At 60.6% G+C, this 24,657-nt stretch carries 22 protein-coding genes and 1 pseudogene; 9 read left to right on the top strand and 14 right to left on the bottom strand.

The genetic code is table 11. The features are described 5' to 3' along the window. Positions 1–589 precede the first annotated feature (589 nt). Complete coding sequence (locus AC15MQ_RS03405) at positions 590–2,107, top strand: MarR family transcriptional regulator (RefSeq protein WP_332335740.1); 1,518 nt, start codon at positions 590–592, stop codon at positions 2,105–2,107. Between the two features lie 55 nt (positions 2,108–2,162). Here the strand turns inward: AC15MQ_RS03405 and AC15MQ_RS03400 are convergent, their stop codons facing one another. Together AC15MQ_RS03400 and AC15MQ_RS03395 are read right to left on the bottom strand one after the other, a co-directional pair. Beyond that, positions 2,163–3,794 carry a transposase gene (locus tag AC15MQ_RS03400; protein WP_483079314.1) on the bottom strand — a complete coding sequence of 544 codons (1,632 nt, stop codon included), beginning with the start codon at positions 3,792–3,794 and terminating at the stop codon, positions 2,163–2,165. A 267-nt stretch (positions 3,795–4,061) separates the two neighbouring features. Then, positions 4,062–4,694 (bottom strand): annotated as a pseudogene (locus AC15MQ_RS03395) (group II intron maturase-specific domain-containing protein); the annotation flags it as partial. A 220-nt stretch (positions 4,695–4,914) separates the two neighbouring features. Here AC15MQ_RS03395 and coaBC point away from each other — a divergent pair. Together coaBC and dut are read left to right on the top strand one after the other, a co-directional pair. After that, the gene (gene coaBC / locus AC15MQ_RS03390) at positions 4,915–6,111 is read left to right on the top strand and encodes a bifunctional phosphopantothenoylcysteine decarboxylase/phosphopantothenate--cysteine ligase CoaBC (protein WP_332336352.1); all 1,197 of its coding nucleotides are present in this window, start codon (positions 4,915–4,917) and stop codon (positions 6,109–6,111) included. Beyond that, positions 6,108–6,569, top strand: a complete 462-nt coding sequence (gene dut, locus AC15MQ_RS03385) for a dUTP diphosphatase (RefSeq protein WP_287669255.1) — start codon at positions 6,108–6,110, stop codon at positions 6,567–6,569. Before coaBC ends, dut begins: the two co-directional genes overlap by 4 nt. A 15-nt stretch (positions 6,570–6,584) precedes the next feature. Here dut and AC15MQ_RS03380 read toward each other — a convergent pair whose 3' ends face one another. Together AC15MQ_RS03380 and AC15MQ_RS03375 are read right to left on the bottom strand one after the other, a co-directional pair. After that, positions 6,585–7,073 (bottom strand): disulfide bond formation protein B, encoded by a 489-nt coding sequence (locus tag AC15MQ_RS03380; RefSeq protein ID WP_483079313.1) that lies wholly within the window; start codon positions 7,071–7,073, stop codon positions 6,585–6,587. Between the two features lie 11 nt (positions 7,074–7,084). Continuing rightward, positions 7,085–8,248, bottom strand: a complete 1,164-nt coding sequence (locus AC15MQ_RS03375) for a DesA family fatty acid desaturase (RefSeq protein WP_483079312.1) — start codon at positions 8,246–8,248, stop codon at positions 7,085–7,087. 180 nt (positions 8,249–8,428) lie between these two features. Here AC15MQ_RS03375 and AC15MQ_RS03370 point away from each other — a divergent pair, with 180 nt between their 5' ends. The 5 genes from AC15MQ_RS03370 to AC15MQ_RS03350 all read left to right on the top strand — a co-directional run bounded on the left by AC15MQ_RS03370 (position 8,429) and on the right by AC15MQ_RS03350 (position 11,844). Then, positions 8,429–9,148: a winged helix-turn-helix domain-containing protein gene (locus AC15MQ_RS03370; protein WP_483079668.1), complete on the top strand. Its 720-nt coding sequence runs from the start codon at positions 8,429–8,431 to the stop codon at positions 9,146–9,148. After that, positions 9,135–10,538 (top strand): ATP-binding protein, encoded by a 1,404-nt coding sequence (locus tag AC15MQ_RS03365; protein ID WP_287669261.1) that lies wholly within the window; start codon positions 9,135–9,137, stop codon positions 10,536–10,538. The genes AC15MQ_RS03370 and AC15MQ_RS03365 overlap by 14 nt, the downstream gene beginning before the upstream one ends. 78 nt (positions 10,539–10,616) lie before the next feature. Then, entirely contained in the window at positions 10,617–10,772 is a 156-nt protein-coding gene (locus AC15MQ_RS03360; RefSeq protein ID WP_483079311.1) for a hypothetical protein, read from the top strand. Between the two features lie 5 nt (positions 10,773–10,777). Further along, positions 10,778–10,966, top strand: coding sequence for a hypothetical protein (locus tag AC15MQ_RS03355; RefSeq protein WP_483079310.1), 189 nt, complete (start codon positions 10,778–10,780; stop codon positions 10,964–10,966). Between the two features lie 245 nt (positions 10,967–11,211). Beyond that, complete coding sequence (locus tag AC15MQ_RS03350) at positions 11,212–11,844, top strand: MBL fold metallo-hydrolase (protein ID WP_332336357.1); 633 nt, start codon at positions 11,212–11,214, stop codon at positions 11,842–11,844. An 80-nt stretch (positions 11,845–11,924) separates the two neighbouring features. On the opposite strand, the gene lpdA is transcribed toward AC15MQ_RS03350, so the two are convergent. The 10 genes from lpdA to AC15MQ_RS03300 form a co-directional block, all read right to left on the bottom strand. Further along, a complete protein-coding gene (lpdA, locus tag AC15MQ_RS03345; RefSeq protein ID WP_287669269.1) occupies positions 11,925–13,361 on the bottom strand; it encodes a dihydrolipoyl dehydrogenase in 1,437 nt (478 codons plus the stop codon). A 92-nt stretch (positions 13,362–13,453) separates the two neighbouring features. Continuing rightward, complete coding sequence (gene odhB / locus AC15MQ_RS03340; protein ID WP_287669271.1) at positions 13,454–14,707, bottom strand: 2-oxoglutarate dehydrogenase complex dihydrolipoyllysine-residue succinyltransferase; 1,254 nt, start codon at positions 14,705–14,707, stop codon at positions 13,454–13,456. A 12-nt stretch (positions 14,708–14,719) separates the two neighbouring features. Next, positions 14,720–17,560, bottom strand: a complete 2,841-nt coding sequence (locus tag AC15MQ_RS03335; protein WP_483079309.1) for a 2-oxoglutarate dehydrogenase E1 component — start codon at positions 17,558–17,560, stop codon at positions 14,720–14,722. Positions 17,561–17,671: 111 nt separating this feature from the next. Next, complete coding sequence (gltA, locus tag AC15MQ_RS03330; protein WP_332336360.1) at positions 17,672–18,967, bottom strand: citrate synthase; 1,296 nt, start codon at positions 18,965–18,967, stop codon at positions 17,672–17,674. A gap of 70 nt (positions 18,968–19,037) precedes the next feature. Continuing rightward, the gene (locus tag AC15MQ_RS03325) at positions 19,038–19,292 is read right to left on the bottom strand and encodes an FAD assembly factor SdhE (protein ID WP_483079308.1); all 255 of its coding nucleotides are present in this window, start codon (positions 19,290–19,292) and stop codon (positions 19,038–19,040) included. Beyond that, positions 19,292–20,005 carry a succinate dehydrogenase iron-sulfur subunit gene (locus AC15MQ_RS03320; RefSeq protein ID WP_287669278.1) on the bottom strand — a complete coding sequence of 238 codons (714 nt, stop codon included), beginning with the start codon at positions 20,003–20,005 and terminating at the stop codon, positions 19,292–19,294. The genes AC15MQ_RS03325 and AC15MQ_RS03320 overlap by 1 nt, the downstream gene beginning before the upstream one ends. A gap of 24 nt (positions 20,006–20,029) precedes the next feature. After that, the gene (gene sdhA / locus AC15MQ_RS03315) at positions 20,030–21,814 is read right to left on the bottom strand and encodes a succinate dehydrogenase flavoprotein subunit (protein WP_287669280.1); all 1,785 of its coding nucleotides are present in this window, start codon (positions 21,812–21,814) and stop codon (positions 20,030–20,032) included. Further along, the gene (gene sdhD, locus AC15MQ_RS03310; RefSeq protein ID WP_287669283.1) at positions 21,815–22,162 is read right to left on the bottom strand and encodes a succinate dehydrogenase, hydrophobic membrane anchor protein; all 348 of its coding nucleotides are present in this window, start codon (positions 22,160–22,162) and stop codon (positions 21,815–21,817) included. Further along, on the bottom strand, positions 22,156–22,548 hold the full coding sequence (sdhC, locus tag AC15MQ_RS03305; protein WP_287669285.1) for a succinate dehydrogenase, cytochrome b556 subunit: 393 nt from the start codon (positions 22,546–22,548) through the stop codon (positions 22,156–22,158). Before sdhC ends, sdhD begins: the two co-directional genes overlap by 7 nt. Positions 22,549–22,666: 118 nt before the next feature. Then, the gene (locus tag AC15MQ_RS03300; protein WP_287669288.1) at positions 22,667–23,404 is read right to left on the bottom strand and encodes a GntR family transcriptional regulator; all 738 of its coding nucleotides are present in this window, start codon (positions 23,402–23,404) and stop codon (positions 22,667–22,669) included. A 208-nt stretch (positions 23,405–23,612) separates the two neighbouring features. Between AC15MQ_RS03300 and AC15MQ_RS03295 the strand changes: the two genes are divergently transcribed. Then, positions 23,613–24,599 (top strand): malate dehydrogenase, encoded by a 987-nt coding sequence (locus AC15MQ_RS03295; protein ID WP_483079307.1) that lies wholly within the window; start codon positions 23,613–23,615, stop codon positions 24,597–24,599. Positions 24,600–24,657 lie beyond the last annotated feature (58 nt).

Genomic DNA, 24,657 nt, shown 5'->3' with positions numbered 1-24,657 from the left:
CTGGATGTCGACTGGCTTCGCCTTGTTTGTCCGCTTTCGGTGTGGTTATGCTTTGCCCATCCGGGGAGAACGTTGGAAAACCAGTTGCCGCGTGAGGTTGATCGGCCCGCCGGTCGGCCAATGAATATCAGGGGAATCGGGGCTTTGTCCTCGCTGCTGTCGCTCCGCTCCGGATGTTCCGTTTGCGCCGGCCTTTTCTGCTTTAACCGCGCGCTTCACGGAATGTCTTCAACGGACAGGTGTGATGGACCTCGACGGCGGCGGCGAGTTGGCGAAGGCGCTTGTCACTTCACAAAGCCCTATCAACGGGCAGGCGTGACGGACTCTGAACTACGCCCTGACACAGCTTCCGATAGTGGAGTCACAAAGCCCTATCAACGGGCTGGAGTGACGGACCGGCAGGAGCAGGAGACGCCCTCCAGCAGTATTTGTTGTCACAAAGCCCTATCAACGGGCTGGAGTGACGGACAGCTTCCGGTCATGATTCCTGACTTTGCCGACATCTTGTCACAAAGCCCTAAGCCGGCGAAGCCGGAACCAAACAGGTTGAGATTTCTGTCATAGCCCAAACGGAAAAGCGGAGGCGACCATGACACAGATGCTGACCGATCGCTATCACGAGCGGCTTGCCGGAACACTCTCCTGCTACGACCGGATCGTGATTACGGGCACGTTGCCGGGCGCGTGCTACGCGGCGGGGATGACGAGTTTTCTCAATGCCCGGCACATTCGCATTTTTGACTACCCGCGCTTTGCCGAACCGCTGCGTGATCGCATTCGTGAAGCCGCACAGGCTCTGGCGACCGCGCAGGGAGCGCGAATCGAGCACGTGGCCAAGGCGCACATCCGCAAGGAAGACCTCGTTGCCGCGGTGCTCAAGGACCGTGGGGATCATCCAGGATTGGTGCATGTGCTCTCCGCCATGGAAGCCTGTGACGCCTACGAACCCTGGCACGACAAGCAAAGTCACCAAACCTTTCTGCGCCATACCTCGGGCAAGTGCCTGCACTACTACTTCTACTGGATGGACGAAACCCTCGGACTGATCTACCTGCGCGTGCCGACGTGGAGTCCATTCCGGCTGCAGTTCTACTGCAATGGCCACAGTCGGTTGGCACACTCGCTGACAACGGCAGGTATCGACTACGCGATGGCGGACAATGCGTTCATCCGTATCACCGATTGGGAACGGGCGCAGCAACTCGCGGACGCCTTCTCGCCAGACACCCTGCATGCGCTTCTGGACCACTACGCCGAGCAGTGCTGCCCAATTCTGGATGTCTTCGGACAGTCTTATCACTGGAGCCTGATGCAGGTCGAATACTCTACCGATCTGGTGTTCCGCTCCGACGCCATCCTGAAGTCGCTCTACGAGGAACTCTCCCGGCAGGCCATCTTCTCGGTCAAGGCCGAGCAGGTCGCCAGTTTCCTGGGCAAGAAGATCACGCCGCAACTGGCACAGGAACTCGGCAGCCGCTTCACGACGCGTATCGAGGGCACCTGCATCAAGCACCATTTTGGCAAGGTATCGGTCAAGATGTACGACAAGTTCAACCGTGTGCTGCGCCTGGAAACCACGACCAACAACGTTTCCTTCTTCAAGCACCACCGCAAGGTGGAACATCGGGATGGTCACGAGTCGCGCGAGATCGCCCCCCTCCGAAAGACCATCTACAGCCTGATCGACTTGCGCGAGATCCTGCTCGGCTGTAACCGCCGCTACCTCGAATACCTCTCCGCACTCGACGACTTTTCCGCCGGCGATCGTAACCTGCATCGGCTGGTCAACCCCAAGACGGTCAACGGCCATACCCTCAAGGGCTTCAATTTCTTCGATGCCACTCAGCAGGCCCTGCTGCGGGCGCTTCAGCGTCCCGAGTTCAACATCCGTGGCATCCGCCGTGCCGACCTCGTCCCCTTCTTGCGCCAGATCTCGCCGGCCAGCATCACGCGCCAGCTTTGGCGCCTGCGCCAGTTCGGTCTCATCAAGAAAGTCGTTCATGGCTATCGCTACTACCTGACCCGTCTGGGCCGCTCGACCATCGCCGCCGCTTGTCGAATCACTGAACAAACCATCGTCCCGGCTCTCGCCCACGCTACCCCGTAACTGAATCTGCTCAGGAAATGTAAAGATCTGAGTCATAAGTGACTAAATTCCTCTGTTAACCCGCGGCAAGTGCGAGACTTGGGGGAGCCACAGGCGTAGGAGGAGATGCTTTCGGTCTAGCGTTGATGATTTTGTCGACGATGTAGCGGACAAGCGCCGGCCAGCGGCCAGCTTTTGGCAACTGAGGCGCACTTGCCAGAACATGGTCAAGACCCTTGCGGACATTGACGATCATCGCCTTGATTTGGTCCCCCGCCGCATGGGAGAGCGTGAGCAGCAAGCGAGACTGGCCGGCGTGCTCGGTCAGGCGGCCCACCCCGGCGAGCAACATCGGGCGACTGGTGATCGCTTCCAGGCGTGTCTTCGGATGCGCCAGGCGAACATACCAACTCCACCAGTTGTAGATCAGCGCCACCGCTCGCGCCGAGAGGTTGCAGCGCTCCAGGTCCTGCGTGGTGTAGCCGCCCCAGCCCCATTGATTTTTCAGTTCGTCGAAGCCATTTTCACAATCGGCCCGATCCCGATACAACTGGCCCATGGCTTCTGTCGAGTAGTCCGCGTTCGTGACCAGGACGGCGTATTCCCAGAGTTTGGCCCTCTCCGAATGGTCGAGGAACTGCAACTCGGGCTGGGTGCTCTCGTTGCTCGCTTCGGCGACCAGGCTGGACTTGACGCGTCGCCGTAGCACCACAACACGCCGCGCGCGAGTCCAGCCCGCCAATTGGAGTTCGGCTTCCACCGCGTCAAAACCCTGGCCGACACCCTGCCAGTCGCTGCGCCGCCAGAGCCGCTCGATCAGGCGCTTGACCCCAGCCGTTTGCTTGAGCTTGAAGAGATAGCGCTGCCCTATCTCTTCCATCTCGGCCATCATGCCTTCATTGCCGAAGGCGATGTCGCCGCGCACCAGGACGGGACGTTCCTCAACAGCGAGTCGTTCGAGCAGCAGGCGTAGCCGGGGCCGGCTATATTTCCCGGCAATGGCTTTGCCGCCTTGCTCTTCCACATCAAGCACCAAACGCAGATTGCCGATCCAGTAGGTGTGCAGTGTATGACTGGGCCGTCCCGGTTTCGTGGGGTTGTATCCGACCTCGGCGCCCGCCTGGTGGCCGTAGAGCAATTTGATGGTCGTGTCGACGTCGAGAATCCAGGGCGTACGGAGCGCTTCGCGGCTGCTCTCCGAAAGCGCCGTGTCCATCCATGCCGTACTCTTTGCCAGTTGCGCCGCCCGGGCAGCACGCGCTTCGCCGCGGCACGGCTTGGCTTGGTTCGGCGCCAGATGCGCCAGGGCGCGGCGCAGACTTTCATCGCTGATGATCTTGTTCATGCCGAGAATCTGCGGCGCGACCTCGTCGCCGCGTAGCCCGGTCACATGCGCATACCGCCGCTGGCCATCCAGTATCGACAACATCCAGGTGCCGAGAACGTCGACCGACTCGGGTGCGTTGGAGCTGGTGTAGGCCATCGGACACCCCCCCAGCCAACGGGTGAATAGGCCCGAGACTTCGAGGAATTCGGCAAAGAACGGCAACTGCCCCAGGGCCGTGGCACTTCCCCCTTCGTCCCAGCGAACGTGGAATCGCCCACCAAGCGTCGCCACACGCATCTCCAGCGCCGTCTGCTCGATCTCTTGCAAGGCACCATCCACCGCCTTGACCAGCTCTTTTCGCTCGAAATCCAACTCACCCATTGGGTGACCCTCCCGATTCGCCGGAAACCCTCACCAGCACTCAGTTTGCAGCAATTCTTGCTCTTTCAACTGAGGAAAATAGGATAACTGGAGACACACTACCGCCCCGGCTTTTCTTGCCTGACGTTGATCTGAATTGCTGGATTTTGCTTACTATGCGCTTACTGGCACGACGGAATCGGCATAGGGGCGGCCAGATTACCTGACCGTTCCCCTGCCACACCACCCGGCATGCGGGTCCGCACCGGGCGGTTCAAGTAGTTGAGGTTATGAGAGACGCGGCACGCCGAGTCGGTCGAAGTAAGCGATCGGCATCACACGATTCAGCGCGAAGGAGCTGTTACGCCACCATCGACGGCTGTTTGCGGCGATCCGATGGGCATCCGGCTTAGAAGCACCCAACGCCAGCAATTCCCGATACATCGTCGTACCCCGACGCCAGTGCTTGAGTTGCAGAGCACGCAACCGGTGACGCAACCACTCGTCGAGTTCGCGGAACACTTGCGGCGTCTGCGCAAGTTGGAAGTATCCCTTCCAGCCCGGCATGTAAGTCCGGAGCCGTTCCACTACCTCCGGCAGGCTACGCCCGCCCGAGCGACGCGTCAGTTGTCGGATGCGTTGCTTGTAGGTTTCTTTTGCCTTGTCGGCAACCCGGCATTTCACCTGGCCACCTAGACCGTACCAGAAGCTAAAGCCCAGAAACTTGCGACTAGATGCCGGTGCAACCGCCGTCTTGGCTTCATTCACCTTCAGGTGAAGTCGCTCATAGAGTCGGCGCAGCCCATTGAGTACCCGCTCGCCCGCCTGGCGACTGCGTACATATACATTGCAGTCGTCGGCATAGCGAACGAAACGATGCCCACGCGTTTCCAGAGCCCGGTCCACCTCGTCGAGCAGCACAGGGCCGGTGGCTTGTGGTTCGAGATTCCGAAAGTAAAAAAGCGGTAAGCAGTCAGGCCAGACCTGGCCATACCCTGATATTCGCGAGTGTGAATGGGCGAAGGTGTCGTCGCCATTCCACTGCCACGCCTAGTTCCGTCCCCGACTGATTTTGCCTGCACAATCTCAAGTAGAATGTGCCGCCGAACCATCCAACCAAGCCACTGGAAGAGAACAACGCATGGAACTCGCTGGAAAACGCATCGTCCTCGGTGTCACGGGCGGCATTGCGGCCTACAAGGCGGCCGAACTGCTCCGCCTGCTGCTCAAGGAGGGCGCCTCGGTACAGGTGGCGATGACCGAAGCGGCGACGCATTTTGTCACCCCGGTGACCTTCCAGGCGCTCTCCGGCAGGCCGGTGTTCAGCGACCAGTGGGATTCGCGTGTGCCCAACAACATGGCGCACATCGATCTGTCGCGGGAAGCCGACGTGCTGCTGGTGGCCCCGGCGTCGGCCGATTTCCTGGCCAAGCTGGCCAATGGTCTGGCCGACGACCTGTTGAGCACGCTGGCACTGGCGCGCGCTTGCCCCTTGCTGGTCGCACCGGCGATGAACCGCCAGATGTGGGAACATCCGGCCACCTGCCGCAACATCGCGACACTGCGCGGCGACGGCGTGGACATCCTCGGGCCGGGTTGTGGTGATCAGGCCTGTGGCGAGACCGGGCTGGGGCGGATGATCGAGCCGGAAGAGATCCTGGCGGACATGGTCGCGCACTTCCAGCCCAAGCGACTGGCCGGCAAGCGCGTGTTGCTGACTGCCGGTCCGACCTTCGAAGCGATCGACCCGGTACGCGGCATCACCAACCTGTCGAGTGGCAAGATGGGGTACGCCATTGCCCGCGCCGCCCGCGAAGCGGGTGCGCAGGTGACGCTGGTTTCCGGTCCGGTCAGCCTGCCCTGCCCGCAGGGCGTCACCCGCACCGCCGTGACCAGCGCGCTGCAGATGCACGCGGCGGTCCACCACGAGGTCGCGGCGAGCGACGTGTTCATCGCCGTCGCCGCGGTGGCCGACTACCGACCCGCGAAGCCGATCGGCCACAAGATCAAGAAAGGCGCCCAGGCCGCGCCACCGCAGATCGAACTGCTGCAGAACCCGGACATCCTCGCCGAAGTGGCCGCGCTGCGCGATCCGCCGCTGTGTGTCGGTTTTGCTGCCGAGAGCGAGAATCTGGCGGAATACGCGGAAAACAAACGGCGGAGCAAGAAGATTCCCCTGCTGGTCGGCAACCTGATCCACGACGGTTTTGGTGGCGACGACAACACGCTGATCCTGTTCGACGACGAGGGCCAGCACCCCCTGCCTTCGGCGCCCAAACTTGAACTCGCCCGTCAACTCGTCGCGCGCATCGCCAGCCTGCTCGAGAAACGCCGATGAGCCGACCCGACCTGCGGGTAGACGTCAAGCTGCTCGACCCGCGCCTGCGCGACAGCCCGCCGCACTATGCCACTGCCGGATCGGCCGGTCTCGACCTGCGCGCGTGCATCGCGGCGCCGGTGGACATCCGGCCCGGGGAAACGCTGCTGATTCCGACCGGGGTGGCCATCCACCTCGCCGACCCGGGGCTGGCGGCGATGATCCTGCCGCGGTCGGGGCTGGGCCACAAACACGGCATCGTCCTGGGCAACCTGGTCGGCTTGATCGATTCCGACTATCAGGGTGAAATCATGGTCTCGACCTGGAACCGTGGTCAGCAGACCTTCACGCTGCAGCCGCTCGACCGCCTGGCGCAACTGGTCGTCGTGCCGGTGTTGCAGATGCGCTTCAACGTGGTCGAGGACTTTGCGGCCAGCGCGCGCGCCAGCGGTGGTTTCGGCAGCACCGGACAGGCCTGAGGCAGCGCCGAACGTTCAGTGCTCGATACGCCGCAGCAGCAGCCACACCGCCGCGGCCAGAAAGGCGAGAAAACAGACCACCGACCAGTTGGCCATCGACAGACCGAGGAACAGCCAGTCCTTGCTCGAACAGAAACCGGTGGCCATGAACATCGCCGGCCAGCGCACGCCGAACCAGTCGACGATTCGCTCGATCACGGTCGGCTCGCCGAAACCACACTCCATGCTGACCTCGGGCAGGTACTGCAGCCAGCTCTGGTAGGCGGCGGTGGCCACACCGCCAGCCGCGGTCAGCGCCAGCAGCGCACCCCACAGGCGGCGCGCGCCGGGAAATACGACCCCGGCCAGCGCCAGCAGGCCGATCAGCAGATAGAGCAGCCGCTGAAAAATGCACAGCGGACACGGCTGCAGTTTCATCAGTTCGCCGATCGCCCAGCCGGCCAGCGTCAGGCCCACGGCCGCCATCGCCAGCAGGGCGAAGGAGGTCCGCAAGGATAGCGTCATCGGCGCGCCGCTCAGGACAGCACGTAGCTGCGCAAGCGCAGCGACAGCTCCTGCAACTGCCGGACTCCGGAGTTCTCGGCGCGCTCGCACCAGTCCTGCAAGGCCTGGAGCAGGTGCTCGCGGGAAGCATTCGAGCGCTCCCAGACGGCCGCCAGTTCCTGGCGCATGGCGTAGGCGGTTTGCAGGGCCGTGCTTTCGCCGAGCAGCAACTCGAGGCGGCCGCGTTGTTCCTGCGGCACCGCCCCGGCATCGGTCGCCAGCCAGCGCTTGAGCCCCTTGAAGCGCTGGCTGTCCTGCAGCGTGGCGAGTTCCTCGCGATACACCTGCTTCAGCGATCTGGCGTATTGCGACAGCACGTCATAGCGGTTGATGATCACCGCCTGCAGGGTGTCGAAATCGACGACCGGGCGCAGCGTCCCCAAGCGCGGCCTGGGCGCCACCTTCTTCACCCGTGCCATGCCCAGCGCGGCAAGAATGCGGATATAGAGCCAGCCGATGTCCACTTCGTACCAGCGGATCGACAACCTGGCAGAAGTCGGATAGGTGTGATGATTGTTGTGCAGTTCCTCGCCGCCAATGAGGATGCCCCAGGGGGAAATGTTGGTGCTGGCGTCCGGGGAAGCGAAGTTCCGGTAGCCCCAGAAATGTCCGAGCCCGTTGATCACGCCCGCCGCCCAGAAGGGAATCCAGATGATCTGCACGGCCCAGATCAGGAAACCCGGCAGCACGCCGAACAAGGCCATGTCAATGGCCAGCATGATCAGCACCCCGAGCTTGTGCCACGGCGTGTAGAGGTGATTCTCGATCCAGTCATCCGGCGTACCGTGCCCGTATCGGCGCAGGGTTTCAGCGTTCCTGGCTTCCCTGACATAGAGGAAGACACCAGCCCACAAGACGCGGTGAATGCCGAAGATCTGTGGGCTGTGCGGGTCCTCGGGGGTCTCGCACTTGGCGTGATGTTTGCGATGGACCGCGGCCCATTCCTTGGTGACCATGCCGGTCGCCAACCACAGCCACAAGCGAAAAAAGTGCGCGGGCAGCGGGTGCAGGTCGAGCGCGCGATGCGCCTGATGCCGGTGCAGGAAGATGGTCACCGCGGCAATGCTCACATGGGTCAGGCCCAGTGTGATCAATACTTCAGCCCACCAGGGCAAATCGACGAGTCCAGCGTACATGGAGCGTTCCAGGAAAGAGCAAGCCCGCGATTCTAAGGCAATAACACGCGCGCGCCAAACGCCCTGATGAACCGGAACAGCGTGCCGGCGCAGGTCGCGCGCTTGTCCCGTGACAGTACATTTGGCATCTTGTTGACAGCGGACGTTCATCACCTGCCAACAACCCGTTATGATTGAATGATGAAGACACGTATCCTGCTGGTCGAGGACGATGAGCGCCTCGCCAAACTGACCGCCGAGTACCTGCACAAGAACGATTTCGAGGTCCTTGTCGAGGCGAATGGCAATACTGCCGAGACGCGCATCCTGGACGAGCGACCGGATCTGGTGATTCTCGACATCATGCTGCCCGGCAAGGACGGTTTCGAGATCTGCCGGGCCGTCCGCGCCCAATATCGCGGGGTGATCCTGATGCTCACCGCACGCGACGAGGACTTCGACCAGATCCTGGGCCTCGAACTGGGCGCCGACGACTACATCACCAAGCCGGTACAGCCCCGCCTGCTGCTGGCGCGCATCAAGGCCTTGCTGCGCCGCGCACCGGGCAACCCCGGCGTTGCCGATGAAAGCGCTGAACCGAGCGAGCCGGCTGATCTGTCCTTCGGCAGGTTCCGCATCAGCCAGGCGACGCGCAGCACGCAACTCGGCGACGACGGCATCGACCTCACGACGGCAGAGTTCGACCTGCTGTGGCTGCTCGCCCGCCACGCCGGCAGCATCCTGTCGCGCGACGATCTGCTCCAGGAACTGCGTGGCATCGGTTTCGACGGCCTCGACCGATCGATCGATGCGCGCATCTCGAGGCTGCGCCGCAAGCTCGGTGACGACCCGGAAAACCCCACGCGCATCAAGACCGTGCGCGGCAAGGGTTATCTGTTCAGCAAGCATGACTGGCAATAACAAGCTCCTGGCGATCCTCGGGAATTACAAACCCGCGCCCTGGCGCGGGCGCTACAGCCTGTCGCGGCTGTTCTTCAACTTCTACCTGCTGGTCATGGGTTCCTTCGTGGCCATCGCAATTTTTGCCGACTTCGTCATCTCGACCGCAGTCAAGGGGATTACCGACGATTACACCAGTCGTTTCATGCGCGGCACCGTCCTGCTGATCGAGGAGGAGCTTTTCCGCAAGCCGCGTTCGGAGTGGCCGAGAACGATCGAGGCACTTGATCGCAAATTCGCCTACAAGCTCGAAATCGTTGACCGCTGGACCTTGAGTCTTCCTGCGGCACAGGCCGAGAAGCTCGACGGAGGGGAACTGGCGATCGACGCGCAGGGAGACATCATCTACCACCGCCTCAAGCAGACTCCACAGATTCTCGTCGTCGGACCGATCTCTCCCGAACGCAACCCCGAATACCGGCGCGGCATGCCGCTCGACCTGCGCATCAGCCTGCTGACCTGGAGCCTGATCGGTGTATGCCTGGCGATCGTGGTCTGGCTGTGGGTGCATCCGGTCTGGCGAGACCTCGAAGCGATGCGTCAGACCGCGCGCGCCCTCGGCGAGGGCCTCTTTGAGGCGCGCGCACCGATCATGCGCAGCAGCGCTTTCGGACCGCTGGCCGAAACCCTGAACGGCATGGCCGAGCGCATACAGCGGCTGATTGCCACGCAGAAGGAGTTGTCGTGCGCCATCTCGCACGAGTTGCGTACGCCCATTGCGCGCCTGCGATTTGCGCTCGAAATGCTCGCCGAAACCCATGACGCCGCCGAAGGCGAGCGTTTGTCGCGCATGATGGAGTCCGACCTCGATGAACTCGACGGGCTGATCGACTCCAGCCTGACCTACGCCCGCTTCGAGCGCGAACAGCCGGAACTGCATCTCGCCGAGGTCGAGATCGCACCCTGGCTTGAAGAACAGGTCGAAGGCATCCGCTTGCTGGGGCGCCAGCTCGAACTGCAGGTCGATACCGACGCCTTGCCGCCGCAGTTGCGCGTCGACCTCGATCGACGCAGCATGCCCTACGCGATGACCAACCTCCTGCGCAACGCCATCAAGTACGCCAGGACGCGCATCAGGGTGAGCGCGGAAATCGTCGGAGACCAAATCCAGGTGCATGTCGACGACGACGGTATCGGCATTCCTCCCGGGGAACGCGAGCGGGTGTTCACTGCCTTCACCCGCCTCGACCGTTCGCGCGACCGATCGACCGGCGGCTATGGGCTTGGTCTGGCGATCGCGCGACTGGTCCTGGAGCAGCACGGCGGCAATGCCTTTGCCGGAGAAGCGCCACTGGGCGGCGCCCGCTTCACGCTGAGTTGGCCGCTGTCACAAAACGTCACTGAAAGCTGACGCAATCACAGAAGACTCTCTGGCCGGTCGGCCCCTATCATGGCACCTGTTCACAAAACAACGATAGAGGAAGACGACATGAGCGAATTCAATTTGCACTACGAGCGGTTTCTTGCCGCCACCCGCCAACATTTCTTCGCCGGCGACCTGGGTTCAGCCTCTGCAAAGGACACCGAGGACGATTCCTCGGACGCCTGTGGCGAAACAGCGCATCGCCCACACGCCAATACATGAGCGCCGTGGCGCAACCCCCTGTGCCCTTCCCGTTGGCTGAAGGAATCGGTATCTTTGTCGGGATTGTCGCCTGGGACGTTTTGAGCGTCGGAGAGATGGAGCTCCTCAAGGCGTCGCTGGTTGCCACCGTCGGCGCGCTGGTCTGGTACGGCGTACGCTGCTGGCTAACCTCCAACCGCCGCAAGGGGCCCTGAACAAGAATAGCTGGTTCCTGACCGGTTTCCCCTTCCCTCACGCCCGTTGCCATGACGGGCCTTGATTCCCGCGCCACTCCCCCGGCGCGGGTTTTTTTTTGCCCATGCCCGGCCACTCCCAGGAAGGTCCACGACGTTGCATGCATGCGAGTGACCTGGCTGATCGCCCCACGCACGACGAGTCTGAGCGACGCTCTGCTATACTCACCCGCTCTCTTCACCCAACACCAGCGCCAGCGCAGACCATGAAATATCAGATCATCCCAGTCACTCCTTTCGCACAAAACTGCAGCCTTCTGTGGTGCGAGCAAACGCAACGAGGCGCGGTTGTCGATCCGGGAGGCGACGTGTCGCGGATCATGCGTGCTGTCGAGGCCAACGGAGTCAGGCTGGAGAAGATCCTGGTCACACACGGGCATATCGATCACGCCGGTGCGGTAGCCGAAATGGCGTCGCGGTTCTCCCTGCCTATCGAGGGGCCGCAGCGTGAGGATCAGTTCTGGATTGATGGCATGCCGGCACAGAGCAAGATGTTCGGCTTCCCGAACGTGCTGGCCTTTACTCCGGACCGCTGGCTTGAGCAGGGCGACACGGTATGTTTCGGCAACGTCGAGATGGAGGTCCTGCATTGTCCCGGACACACGCCGGGACACGTCGTCTTCTTCAACCGCCGCGGCCGACTGGCGATCGTCGGTGACGTGCTGTTCCAGGGGTCGATCGGGCGCACCGATTTCCCCAAAGGCGATTTCGATACGCTGATCTCCTCGATCCGCGACCGGCTGTGGCCACTCGGCAACGATGTCGCGTTCATTCCCGGCCACGGACCGATGTCGACTTTCGGCGATGAACGGCGCAGCAACCCCTTCTGTGGCGACTAGCGCGTAGTGTAATCGTCTGTGGTGTGCAACGGCGAGGTGCTGAATAGAGAGCACACCTCGCTGTTCCCTGCTGGCTCCGCCTAGAAGTGCAACGGTCTCTTGTCGCAGGCGAGCGCGGCTTCGTGAACCACCTCCGACAGCGTCGGGTGTGCGTGGCAGATGCGCGCAAGGTCTTCCGCAGCGGCGCCGAACTCCATCGCCACCACGGCCTCCGAGATCAACTCGGACGCGTTCGCACCGATAATATGGACACCCAGGATGCGGTCAGTGTCGGCACAAGCAAGCATTTTGACAAAGCCGGTCGGTTCACCCATGCCAAGCGCACGACCATTCGCGGCGAAGGGAATCTTGCCAGCCTTGAAGGCCACACCATCGGCTTTGAGTTGCTGCTCGGTCCTGCCGACCCAGGCGATCTCCGGACTGGTGTAGATCACCCATGGGATGGTGTCGAAATTGCAGTGCCCCGCCTGACCAGCCATGATCTCGGCAACCATGACCCCCTCTTCCATCGCCTTGTGCGCCAGCATCGGGCCGGCAACGACGTCACCCAACGCCCAGACACCGGGCAGATTGGTCCGGCAATGGGCATCGACCACAATTTGTCCGCGCTCGTTGATATGGAGGCCCACCTTGTCGGCATCCAGGCCGTCGGTGTTCGGGATGCGGCCAATCGATACGATGAGGCGATCGGCGTCGAGCTTCTGCTCGTTGCCGCCCTTGTCCGTATAGTCGATCGAAACGCCCTTCTGCGAGATCTTGACGTCGCCGATTTCAATCCCGGTCACGATTTTCAGACCCTGCTTGGCAAACACTTTGGCAGCTTCCTTGGCGACATCGACGTCAACCACGGAGAGAAAATCCGGCAAGGCTTCGAGGAGGGTCACGTCGGCACCGAGGCGGCGCCAGACGCTACCCATTTCCAGACCAATAACGCCGGCGCCGATGACCGCGAGTTTTTTCGGCACGATGTCGATGTCGAGCGCCCCGACGTTGTCGCAGACGATCTCGTTATCGACCGGGACACCCGGCAAGTGACGGGCCTTGGACCCGGTGGCGACGATCACCTGCTTCGCCTCGACCAACTCTTCGCCGACACGCAATTGCCAGACCTCATTTCCGGCATCCCCATTACGTCCGACAAAAGCGCCGTGGCCGTTCAGCAGGGTGACCTTGTTCTTCTTGAACAGACCCTTGATGCCGCTCGTGAGTTGTTTGACGATGCCGTCCTTGCGCCCCACCATCTTTGCTACATCAATAGTCGGCGTACCGACCGAAATACCCTGCTCGGCGAAGCCGTGTCCGGCTTCCTCGAAGACGTGCGAGGTGTGCAACAAGGCTTTCGACGGGATGCAGCCTACGTTCAGACAGGTTCCGCCAAGACGCGGTTCGCCCTTAGGATCTGCATAGGCATTCGATTCACAGCAGGCGACATTGAAACCGAGCTGCGCGGCTCGAATGGCCGCAATATAGCCACCTGGACCAGCACCGACAACAAGAACGTCAAATTGCTTGGACATGATAAATTCCCTTTCTAACCGCAGAGACACAAAGGCACGGAGGCCGCACAGAGAAGTCCCTCTGTGTGTCTCCGTGCCCCGGTGATGAGTGGTTAAACGCCGAGCAGCAGGCGCGCTGGATCTTCCAACGCCTCCTTCATCGTGACCAGACCGAGTACCGCTTCGCGGCCATCGATGATGCGATGGTCATACGACATGGCCAGATAGTTGATCGGGCGAATCACGATCTGGCCATTCTCGACGACCGGACGGTCTTTGGTGGCATGAATACCGAGGATCGCAGACTGCGGGGGGTTGATGATCGGCGTAGACAGCATCGAGCCGAAAACACCGCCGTTCGATATCGAGAAAGTGCCACCTGTCAGATCTTCCATGGACAGCTTGCCATCCTTGGCTTTAACACCAAACTCGCCAATCTTCTTCTCGATGTCGGCGATCGTCATCTGGTCTGCGTCACGCAGAATCGGAACGACGAGGCCGCGCGGACTACCCACGGCGATACCGATGTCGATGTAGCCATGGTAGACGATATCGTTGCCATCCACCGAAGCGTTGATCACCGGGAATTTTTGAAGCGCAGCAACGGCAGCCTTGACGAAGAAACCCATGAAGCCCAGGCGAACACCATGTGCCTTTTCGAAGCGGTCGCCGTACTGCTTGCGCAGCGCCATGATTGGCCCCATGTTCACTTCGTTGAAGGTGGTCAGGATCGCGTTGCTGGCCTGTGACTGCAGCAGGCGCTCGGCAACCCGGGCGCGCAGGCGGGACATCGGCACGCGCTGCTCCGGGCGATCACCCAACGGAACCGTCACTGTCGGAGCCGGGGCGAGCACCGCAGCGGTGCTTGCGGCCGGTGCCGGAGCGACAGCCGCCGCCGGTTTGACTGCCGGAATCTGGGCGGCGAGCGCATCGGCCTTGGTCACACGACCGCCGCGCCCGGTACCCGCGACATCACTCGCGGCGACACCCTTCTCTTCCAGAATCTTGCGGGCGGCCGGCAGAGCCACGCCGGATGCAGTCGCCGCGGCGGCCGCCATGGGCGCGGCGGGCGCTTCGGGCGTGGTTGCAACGGGCTTGGCAGCCGCAGCGGCAACTGTGCCGGCCTGCGCTGCGGTGTCGATGCGTGCAATTACCTCGCCCGCGACAACGGTCTCGCCATCGCCTTTGACAATCTCAACCAACACGCCGCTATCCGGTGCCGGCAGTTCGAGGACGACCTTGTCGGTCTCGATGTCGATCAGGTTATCATCCCGCGCGACCGCTTCGCCGGCCTTCCTGTGCCAGGACACCAGGGTAGCTTCGGCGACGGACTCGGAAAGCTGTGGAACTTTAACGTCGATGATCATGTTCTCTCCGTTCTAGGGCAGTTTGTAGTACTCGATCTCACCAAAAGCGGATTCAATCAGAGCCTTTTGTTGGGCGTTGTGCTTGCTATGGTAGCCGACAGCCGGGGAAGCCGATGCGGGCCGGGAAACAAGCAGGAGATGCTGCTTGTCGCTGAGCGAGCGTGACAGGTGCTGACGCGAGGCGATCCAGTACCAGGCTCCCTGATTGCGCGGCTCTTCCTGACACCAGACGACCTCGGTGGCTTTCGGATACTTCGCAAGCTCCTCCTGGAACGACTCCTGCGGGAAGGGATAGAACTGTTCGAGACGGGCGATCGCGACGTGTGAAATCTTCCTCTCGTGCCTTGCAGCCATGAGTTCGTAGTAGATCTTGCCGGAACAGAAGACGACACGGGTCACTTTCTTGGCGTTGATCGGCTCGACCTCGCCGATCACCGGTCGGAATTGACCTTCGCTCAACTCTTCCAGAGTCGACGTCGCATCCTTGTGGCGCAGCAGTGATTTCGGAGAGAAGACAATCAGCGGCTTGCGCTGACTACGCAAGGCTTGCCGGCGTAGCATGTGGAAGACCTGCGCTGGCGTCGACGGCTGGCAGACTTCCATGTTCATCTCGGCACACAGTTGCATGTAGCGCTCGATGCGTGCCGATGAATGCTCGGGACCCTGCCCTTCGTAGCCGTGCGGCAGCAGCAGTACCAGGCCGCTGGCCCGACCCCATTTGGCTTCACCCGCGGCAATGAACTGATCGATTACTACCTGCGCCCCATTGGCAAAGTCACCGAACTGCGCCTCCCAGACCACCAGTTCATGAGGATTGGCTGAGGTGTAACCATACTCGAACGCGAGTACCGCTTCCTCCGAGAGCACCGAGTCGAAGCATTGGAAACCTCCCTGCCTGTCCTGCAGGTTGGCTAGAGGATAGTACGTCCCGTGATCCCAGTGTTCACGATTCTGATCGTGCAGGGCAGCGTGCCTGTGGAAAAAGGTGCTGCGCCCGACATCTTCGCCAGAAATACGGACGCCGTAGCCTGAAACCAGCACCGAAGCATAGGCAAGGTTTTCAGCCATACCCCAGTCGACCGGGAGCTTGCCCTCACCCATCAGCCGTCGGTCTTCAATGATCTTCTTGACCCGGCTATGCAAGGTAAAATTCTGCGGAATTGTCGTCAGCCGCTCGGCGAGCCGCTGCAACTCGTTGATCGGCACCGTCGTATCGCAGTTTTCGATGTATTTCGGCGAAAGGAACGGAGTCCAGTCGATGGTCATCGGGTGTTTGTAGCCAGCGAGCACCGGGTTGTACAACAGTTCGCCACGGTCAAGGTGGGCGCGATAATCGGCGATGATCTCGTCCGGCCCCTCCCGGTGCAGGACACCCTCGGCTACCAGCTTGTCCGCATAGAGCTTGCGCGTTCCGGGATGCATCTGGATCTTTTTGTACATCAGCGGCTGCGTGACCATCGGCTCGTCCTGCTCGTTATGGCCGAGCTTGCGGTAGCAGACGATGTCCACCACCACATCCTTCTTGAAAGTCTTGCGGTAGTCCACAGCGATGCTGGTGACCAGCGCCACCGCCTCGGGATCATCGCCGTTGACATGGAAGATCGGAGCTTCTGCCATCTTGAAGATGTCGGTACAGTATAGCGACGAACGATAGTCGCGCGGATCGGAGGTGGTAAAACCGATCTGGTTATTGACCACGATATGAACCGTGCCGCCGACACCGTAGCCTCGCGTTTGCGCGAAATTGAGCATTTCCTGGTTGACACCCTGGCCGGCGACCGCGGCATCGCCGTGGATGAGCACCGCCAGCACCTTGTCCTTGCCATTCTCGCCGCGACGCCGCTGACGCGAGAAGACCGAACCGACGACCACCGGGTTCACGATCTCGAGATGCGACGGGTTGAAAGCGAGGGTCAGATGGCAAGGACCACCAGGAGTGGACACGTCCGACGAGTAACCCATGTGATACTTGACGTCACCGGCGGCGAGATCCTGCGTCTTCCGGCCTTCGAACTCGTCGAACAGCATTGCCGGCGCCTTGCCGAGGGTATTGACGAGAACATTCAGGCGACCGCGGTGGGCCATGCCGACGACGATCTCGTCAACACCGCCGGCACCAGCGACACGAATCAACTCGTCCATGGCGACGATGGTGGACTCCCCACCTTCGAGCGAGAAACGCTTCTGGCCAACGTAGCGGGTGTGCAGGTAACGCTCAAGTGTCTCCGCGGCTGTCAGGCGCTCGAGCATGCGCTTCCGCTCATCGGCAGTGTAAGTAGGCTTGGAATGGATGCGCTCCAGACGATCCTGGATCCAGCGTTTCTCGGCCACCGTGCTGAGGTACATGTACTCGACCCCGATCGAGCCACAATACGTCGCTTTCAACGCGTCGTAGATCTGGCCGAAGGTCGCATGGTCCGGCGTCCCCTTGAACGAGCCGGCATTGAACACCGTGTTCAGATCAGCATCCGACAGCCCGTAATACACGGGGTCAAGCTGCGGCACATCCGGGCGCGGTGTGCGTTTCAGCGGATCCAGGTTGGCCCAGCGATCGCCGATGAAACGATACGAGGTGATCATCTGCAGAATGCCGACCTGCTTCCTGTCGTCTATGGGTGCCACGGCGGCGGCCCGGTAGCCACCCTTCCTCGCCTGTTCGGCAAACGCATTGATCACCGGCAGATGTGGAACATCGCGCGCCACATGCCCCGGCAATTGCGCCAGCTTGTCGAAGTATTCGCGCCACTGCTCGGACACGGACCCGGGGTTGTCGAGGTAGTTTTCGTACAACTCCTCGACAAAGGGTGCGTTGCCGCCAAAGAGGAGGGAGTTACCAAAAAGCTGATTCATCATGGCAGTTACCTGTCGTCACCGTTCTGGTTCGTATTAAGGAAAGCCGTGGCCGAAAAGTCACAGCATGAAAAAAGGGCGGCTACTGCCTGCCGCCCTCTTGCATCCGTCGGCCTAGCGGTGGCCGGCAGGAACCACGTCGCGCCGAGCGGTGCCGACATAGAGCTGGCGCGGACGACCGATCTTGTACTCGGGATCGTTGATCATTTCTTCCCACTGCGTCATCCAGCCGACCGTGCGTGCCAAGGCGAAGATGCATGTAAACATCGTGGTCGGAATGCCCAGCGCCTTCTGGACGATACCCGAATAAAAATCGACGTTCGGATAGAGCTTCTTCTCGATAAAGTAATCGTCTTCGAGGGCGATTTTTTCGAGTTCCATCGCCAGTTTGAACAAACGATCGTTCTCCAGGCCGAGTTCCTGCAGCACTTCGTTGCAAACCGTACGCATCAGCTTGGCGCGTGGATCGAAGTTCTTGTACACGCGGTGACCGAAACCCATCAGCTTGAAGTCATCACTCTTGTCCTTGGCGCGGGCAATGTACTTGCCGACGCGCGAGACATCATGGATTTCCTCGAGCATCTGCAGGCAGGCCTCGTTCGCGCCACCGTGTGCCGGCCCCCATAGACAGGCGATACCTGCTGAGATACAGGCGTAGGGATTGGCACCGGAAGAACCTGACAGGCGGACCGTAGAGGTCGATGCGTTTTGCTCGTGATCGGCATGCAGGGTGAAAATGGTGTCCAGTGCATGTACCAGCACCGGATTCGGCTTGTACTCCTCGCACGGCGTGCCGAACATCATGTGCATGAAGTTGGCGGTGTAGTCGAGGTCGTTGCGGGGGTAGATGAACGGCTCGCCACGATGGTACTTGTAGGCCATGGCGACGATCGTCGGCAATTTGGCAACAATCCGGTTGAAGCTGATGTTCTGATGCTCGAGGTCGGAAAAATCCTCCGCCTCATGGTAAAAGGCCGACAAGGCGCCGACAACGCCAACCAGCACGGCCATTGGGTGCGCGTCCCGACGGAAACCCTGGTAGAACTTGACCAGTTGCTCATGCACCATGGTGTGCTGCTTGATATTCTTTTCGAAGCCCACCTTCTGCGTCGGCGTCGGCAGTTCGCCATGCCACAGGAGGTAGGCGACCTCCAGGAAGTTGCACTGTTCGGCCAATTGCTCGATGGGATAGCCGCGATAGAGCAGTTCGCCCTTGTCGCCGTCAATGAACGTGACCTTCGACTTGCAACTGGCTGTCGACAGGTAGCCGGAGTCGTAAGTAAATAGACCGGTCTTGGCGCCCAAGGTACGAATGTCGATACAATCATTGCCATGGGTAGGCGTCATGATTGGAAACTCGACGGGCGCCCGCCCTTCGATGATCAGCGTTGCTTTACGTTCGGTCGTCATTGTTTTATCCCCGTTCAGGTGTTGAGGTCACAGCTACGAACAGGAGGTCGCCTAGATTATGGCAACTTCCTTACTTAACTCTTACGTCGCGCAACAAGGCCACGACTTCGGCTTGCACCGGATCTGAACACTCGCGGCTACCATTCACCAGCGGCCACAGTTCCAGGTCCTCCATGTCGGCCAGGATGACAAACGCATCTGCCTGCTCGGGATTCAGGGCCGGGAAAATGCGGTCGAGAAACTCCCCGAGCAAGAGATCCATTTCCAGCATGGCGCGGCGTGTGCAGCGCCAGCGCAGGCGATTGAGCTTTTCCCTGTCCCCCATCAGATCGCGCGACGCACCATCATTTCCTTGATCTTGCCGATCGCTCGCGTCGGGTTGAGACCCTTCGGGCAGACATCGACACAGTTCATGATACTGTGGCAACGGAACAGGCGATAAGGATCCTCAAGATCATCCAGGCGCTCATTGGTCGCCTGGTCACGGGTGTCGGCGATGAAGCGGTAAGCATTCAGCAATCCCGCTGGACCGACGAATTTGTCCGGATTCCACCAGAATGATGGGCATGAGGTTGAACAGCAGGCGCACAGGATGCACTCGTAGAGGCCGTTGAGCTCTTCGCGATCCTCGGGCGACTGCAGACGCTCACGATCTGGACGCGGCCCTTCATTGATCAGGTAAGGTTTGATCGAGTGGTACTGCTTGAAGAACTGGGTCATGTCGACGATCAGGTCGCGGATCACCGGCAAGCCCGGCAGCGGCCGCAGGACCACCGGCTGCTTGAGGTCCTTGATCTCGGTAAGGCAGGCCAGGCCGTTCTTGCCGTTGATGTTCATCGCATCGGAGCCGCAAATACCCTCGCGACACGAGCGACGATACGAAAGCGTGTCATCCTTGGCTTTCAGCTTGGTGAGCACATCGAGCAGCTTGCGATCAATGGCGAAATCGACCTCGACCGAGATGTCCTGCATATAGGGCGCAGCGTCCTTGTCGGGATCGTAGCGGTAAATCTTGAACTGCATGGTACTGGTGGCCATATTCATTGACTCCTTGGCGCTCGATCAATAGGAACGCGTCTTCAGCGCGATGGATTCGACGGACAGCGGCTTCATGATCACCGGCTTGTAATCGAGACGATTGCTCTCACGGTGCCACAGCGTGTGCTTGTGCCAGTTGACGTCGTCGCGGCCGTTCGGATTGGCGGCGGTATCCGGCGCGTCGTCGCGAACATGCGCGCCGCGTGACTCCTTGCGTGCTTCGGCCGAAATCATCGTCGCCTTGGCGACTTCGATCAGGTTGTCGAGTTCCAGCGCTTCGACACGCGCGGTGTTCCACACCTGCGATTTGTCCTTGATCTCGGTTCTGAGCACCGCCTTCTCGACATCGAGAATCTTCGCCACCCCTTCGACCAGCATGTCCTTGAAACGAAAAACGCCACAATGCTTCTGCATGGTCCGCTGCAATTCGAGACGCGTCTCATTGACACTCGCCCCACCGGTCTGCGTGTTGAGGCGATTCAAACGACTCAGCGTACGCTCGGCGTAATCCGCCGGCAACTCCTTGAGTCCGATGGCCCCCGACCGGAGGTCGTCGATCACCGAATCGCCGGAAGACTTGCCGAAAACCAGCAGGTCCAGCAGCGAATTGGTTCCCAGCCGGTTGGCCCCATGCACCGAAGCACAGGCCACTTCGCCGGCGGCATAGAAGCCGGGGATCGGCGTCGCATCCTGCGACACCACCTGTCCCTTGTAGTTGGTCGGCACACCGCCCATTTGATAGTGACAGGTCGGAACCACCGGAATCGGCGCCTTGATCGGGTCGATGCCGGCAAACTGGATCGAAATTTCGCGAATCCCCGGCAGCCGCTTCATGATCGTCGCCGGATCGAGGTGGGTAATGTCGAGCAGGACAAAATCCTTGTTCGGGCCACAACCACGCCCCTCGTTGATCTCCGTGACCATCGCCCGCGACACCACGTCGCGCGATGCCAGGTCCTTGGCATTGGGAGCGTAGCGCTCCATGAAACGTTCGTTGGCGGAGTTGCGCAGGATACCGCCCTCCCCGCGCACGCCTTCCGTAATCAGCACGCCGGCACCGGCTACACCAGTGGGGTGGAACTGCCAGAATTCCATGTCTTCGAGTGCGATGCCGGCGCGCGCCGCCATACCCAGGCCGTCACCGGTATTGATGAAGGCATTGGTCGACGAATAGAAGATCCGGCCGGCCCCACCGGTGGCGAAAACCGTCGCCTTGGCATGGAAGGCGACGACATCACCGGTCTCCATTTCGAGTGCGATTACCCCAAGCACCTGACCGGAATCGTCGCGGATCAGATCCAGGGCCATCCATTCGACGAAGAACTGGGTATTGGCACGTACGTTCCGTTGATACAGCGCATGCAGCATCGCGTGGCCAGTACGGTCGGCGGCGGCGCAAGCACGCCGTACCGGCTTTTCGCCAAAATTCGACATGTGCCCGCCGAAAGGGCGCTGGTAGATCTTGCCTTCGTCCGTACGGTCGAAAGGCATGCCAAAATGCTCAAGTTCGACGACCACCTCGGGCGCCATGCGGCACATGTATTCGATCGCGTCCTGGTCACCGAGCCAGTCAGAACCTTTCACCGTATCGTACATATGCCAGTGCCAGTGGTCCTCCTCGGAGTTGCCGAGCGAGGCCGAGACGCCGCCCTGCGCAGCCACGGTATGCGAACGGGTGGGAAAAACCTTGGACAGGACGGCCGTCTTCAATCCGGCTTCGGAAAGCTGGATCGCCGCCCGCAGACCCGAACCGCCAGCCCCAACAATGACTGCATCGAACTTACGTACTGGAATGGTTAGCTTGCTCACTTACATTCTCCACAGAATCTGTACTGCCCAGCCGGCATATCCGACCAGCACCGCAGCCGTCGCAATCATCATCAACAGACGCAAGCCATCCGGCTTGACGTAATCCATCCAGATATCCCGAATCCCAATCCAGGCATGGTAGAAGACGCTGACAAAGAACAGGAATGTTGCAAATTTCATGAAGCCGTTGGCAAAAATGCCACGCCAGGCCTCAAAGGTATCGGGCCCGACGGCACCGACGACGACCAGGAAGATGAGCGTATAGACTGCCATCACGATGGCGGTGGCGCGCTGGATAATCCAGTCCTTGAGGCCGTAATGCGCCCCGACGAGAATACGATTTACCATAGCACTCTAGCTCCGATGATCAGGGTCATGGCGATGCTGACGACGAAAACGATCTTGCTCGAAAGGCGTGCCGCCTCGAGTTCCACCCCCTTGTGCAGATCCAGCAGCAGGTAGCGGATGCCGGCACAGAAGTGGTGCATGTAGAACCAGACCAGGCCGAGCAGGATGATTTTCGCCAACGGATGACCGACTACCGCCTTGACGCCGGCAAAGGATTCTGGAGACGTGAGGCTACTCTGAAACAACCATAACAGGAACGGCAGCAGCAGAAACATCGCCGCTCCGCTGATGCGGTGAATGATTGACAGGATCCCCGGAAGGGGTAGCCTGATAGTGGGCAAATCCAAATTCTTTGGACGCTTTTTCTTGATTGCCAGCTCTGCCATGCACGTCATCCCTCATGTGTTATATGGCCGAATGCACGTCATCCGACCCCTGCGATACCACGCTCGATTATAAACCATCCAAGCGTGCCTGAATTGCCCGACGGGCCTGTTCCAGTGCTCACCCCAGTTCATTGTGATAATGATAATTGCGTGTCGAATAGAATCCACGGCGCCATTCGACGGGCTTGTGACCATAGGTGAAGGTGACCCTTTCGACCAGCAGCAAGGGACTTCCATCGGCCACCTGCAGCCACTCTGCGCTGACTCTGTCAGCCGATACGGCGCGCAGCCGCTCGTCGGCGCGAATCATGCGCACGCCATAGCGAGTCTCGAACAGGCTGTAGAGCGACTCTCCCGAACGCAGCACATCGAGCGACAGGTCGGGGAAGAGTTCGCTGGGTAGATAGATCTCGTCGAAAACGACTGGCTCGTCACCCAACTTCAGCAACCGGCGAACAATCGTAATCGGCGCCCCTGTGTCAAGAGCGAGAGTACGCGCGACGTCTGCGCCGGCTTTGGCGCGCCAGCATTCGAGCGGCACGCTTTGGGAAACCTGCAGATCCCCGTCATTCGGCACCAGTCGGAGAAAGCGGAAAAATGAACCCGGATCCTTGTGAGTGGCGACGAAGGTTCCCTTGCCCTGCTGCCGTACCAGGAGGTTCTCGGCAGCCATCTCGTCAATCGCTTTGCGAACCGTACCCTGGCTCACGCCGAAGCGGGCAGCAAGTTCCGACTCGCTCGGGATCGGGTCACCCGGGCCCCACTCGCCGGACTCCAGATCACGCAGGATCAATTCCTTGATCTGCCGATACAGGGGGCTGAATGTGGGCGAGTGCACTGACGAAGGCCGGCTCATGGACCGTCATTTCAGCATAAATTCACACTTCCGTCCATCCCACTGGAGTTATTTATATCTTATATAAGACATAAGATATATTTGACACTCCGCGACCTTAGATCTTATGATTTGAGTGATTTGCTGCTCCTGCACTCAACGGCGTGCGGGGTCAACGCCAATCGTATTTTGCCCATTTTTGCTCATCACCAATAACAGGAGCCGCATCATGTCCAAAGCCCCCATGCGCGTCGCGGTCACCGGCGCCGCCGGTCAAATCGGTTACAGTCTGCTTTTCCGGATTGCCTCCGGCGAAATGCTCGGCAAGGATCAACCGGTCATACTCCAACTCCTCGATCTGCCGCAAGCTCAAAAAGCCTGTCAGGGCGTGATCATGGAACTCGAGGACTGTGCCTTCCCGCTACTCGCCGGCATGTTCGCCACCGACGACCCGAACCTCGCCTTCAAGGACGCTGACGTCTGCCTGCTGGTCGGCGCCCGCCCACGCGGCCCGGGCATGGAGCGCGCAGACCTGCTGACCGCCAACGGCGCCATCTTCACCGTTCAGGGCAAAGCCATTGCGGAGAACGCCAAGGAGGATGTCCGCGTGCTCGTCGTCGGCAACCCCTGCAACACCAATGCCCTGATCGCCGGCGCCGCCGCGCGAAAAGTCGGCCGCACCAACCCGGCCAACTACCATGGCATGCTGCGCCTCGATCACAACCGTGCCTTGTCACAACTCGCTGCGAAGACCGGACGGCCGGTAGCCAGCTTCAAGCAACTCGTCGTGTGGGGCAATCATTCGCCGACGATGTACGCCGACTACCGCAATTGCACTGCTGATGGCGATAACGTCAAGGCGCTGGTCAATGATCCAGTGTGGAACAACGATGTGTTCCTGCCGACCGTCGGCAAGCGCGGCGCGGCGATCATCGACGCGCGCGGCCTGTCGTCCGCTGCTTCAGCAGCCAACGCGGCCATCGATCACATGCATGACTGGGTCCTCGGTTCCGACGAGTGGGTGACCATGGGCGTCCCCTCGGACGGCTCCTACGGCATCCCGACCGGGATTGTTTTCGGCTTCCCGTGCGAATGCAAGGGCGGTTCGTATTCCATTATCCAGGGCATCGAAATCGACGATTACTCGCGCGAGAAGATCAACAAGACGCTCAAGGAACTCACCGACGAAGCGGAAGCCGTGCAGGGCATGCTTTAAACAACGGCGCAAACAGTCGAAAAGCCGCGGCCAGACCGCGGCTTTTTTGCCTCCGCAT

The organism is Candidatus Accumulibacter propinquus, assembly GCF_056856495.1.
The sequence above is the reverse complement of the archived record's forward strand: the minus strand, read 5'-3'. Positions and strand labels throughout refer to the sequence as shown.

Bases quoted from the DNA above. Each gene is read 5' to 3' on its own strand.
- sdhC (WP_287669285.1), bottom strand. From the start codon at position 22,548: ATGGCAGAGCTGGCAATCAAGAAAAAGCGTCCAAAGAATTTGGATTTG.
- AC15MQ_RS03350 (WP_332336357.1), top strand. From the start codon at position 11,212: ATGAAATATCAGATCATCCCAGTCACTCCTTTCGCACAAAACTGCAGC.
- AC15MQ_RS03300 (WP_287669288.1), bottom strand. From the start codon at position 23,404: ATGAGCCGGCCTTCGTCAGTGCACTCGCCCACATTCAGCCCCCTGTAT.
- dut (WP_287669255.1), top strand. From the start codon at position 6,108: ATGAGCCGACCCGACCTGCGGGTAGACGTCAAGCTGCTCGACCCGCGC.
- AC15MQ_RS03365 (WP_287669261.1), top strand. From the start codon at position 9,135: ATGACTGGCAATAACAAGCTCCTGGCGATCCTCGGGAATTACAAACCC.
- AC15MQ_RS03325 (WP_483079308.1), bottom strand. From the start codon at position 19,292: ATGGGGGACAGGGAAAAGCTCAATCGCCTGCGCTGGCGCTGCACACGC.
- AC15MQ_RS03335 (WP_483079309.1), bottom strand. From the start codon at position 17,560: ATGATGAATCAGCTTTTTGGTAACTCCCTCCTCTTTGGCGGCAACGCA.
- AC15MQ_RS03375 (WP_483079312.1), bottom strand. From the start codon at position 8,248: ATGTACGCTGGACTCGTCGATTTGCCCTGGTGGGCTGAAGTATTGATC.
- AC15MQ_RS03295 (WP_483079307.1), top strand. From the start codon at position 23,613: ATGTCCAAAGCCCCCATGCGCGTCGCGGTCACCGGCGCCGCCGGTCAA.
- AC15MQ_RS03320 (WP_287669278.1), bottom strand. From the start codon at position 20,005: ATGGCCACCAGTACCATGCAGTTCAAGATTTACCGCTACGATCCCGAC.
- coaBC (WP_332336352.1), top strand. From the start codon at position 4,915: ATGGAACTCGCTGGAAAACGCATCGTCCTCGGTGTCACGGGCGGCATT.
- sdhD (WP_287669283.1), bottom strand. From the start codon at position 22,162: ATGGTAAATCGTATTCTCGTCGGGGCGCATTACGGCCTCAAGGACTGG.
- odhB (WP_287669271.1), bottom strand. From the start codon at position 14,707: ATGATCATCGACGTTAAAGTTCCACAGCTTTCCGAGTCCGTCGCCGAA.
- lpdA (WP_287669269.1), bottom strand. From the start codon at position 13,361: ATGTCCAAGCAATTTGACGTTCTTGTTGTCGGTGCTGGTCCAGGTGGC.
- AC15MQ_RS03400 (WP_483079314.1), bottom strand. From the start codon at position 3,794: ATGGGTGAGTTGGATTTCGAGCGAAAAGAGCTGGTCAAGGCGGTGGAT.
- AC15MQ_RS03380 (WP_483079313.1), bottom strand. From the start codon at position 7,073: ATGACGCTATCCTTGCGGACCTCCTTCGCCCTGCTGGCGATGGCGGCC.
- AC15MQ_RS03370 (WP_483079668.1), top strand. From the start codon at position 8,429: ATGAAGACACGTATCCTGCTGGTCGAGGACGATGAGCGCCTCGCCAAA.
- AC15MQ_RS03405 (WP_332335740.1), top strand. From the start codon at position 590: ATGACACAGATGCTGACCGATCGCTATCACGAGCGGCTTGCCGGAACA.
- gltA (WP_332336360.1), bottom strand. From the start codon at position 18,967: ATGACGACCGAACGTAAAGCAACGCTGATCATCGAAGGGCGGGCGCCC.
- AC15MQ_RS03360 (WP_483079311.1), top strand. From the start codon at position 10,617: ATGAGCGAATTCAATTTGCACTACGAGCGGTTTCTTGCCGCCACCCGC.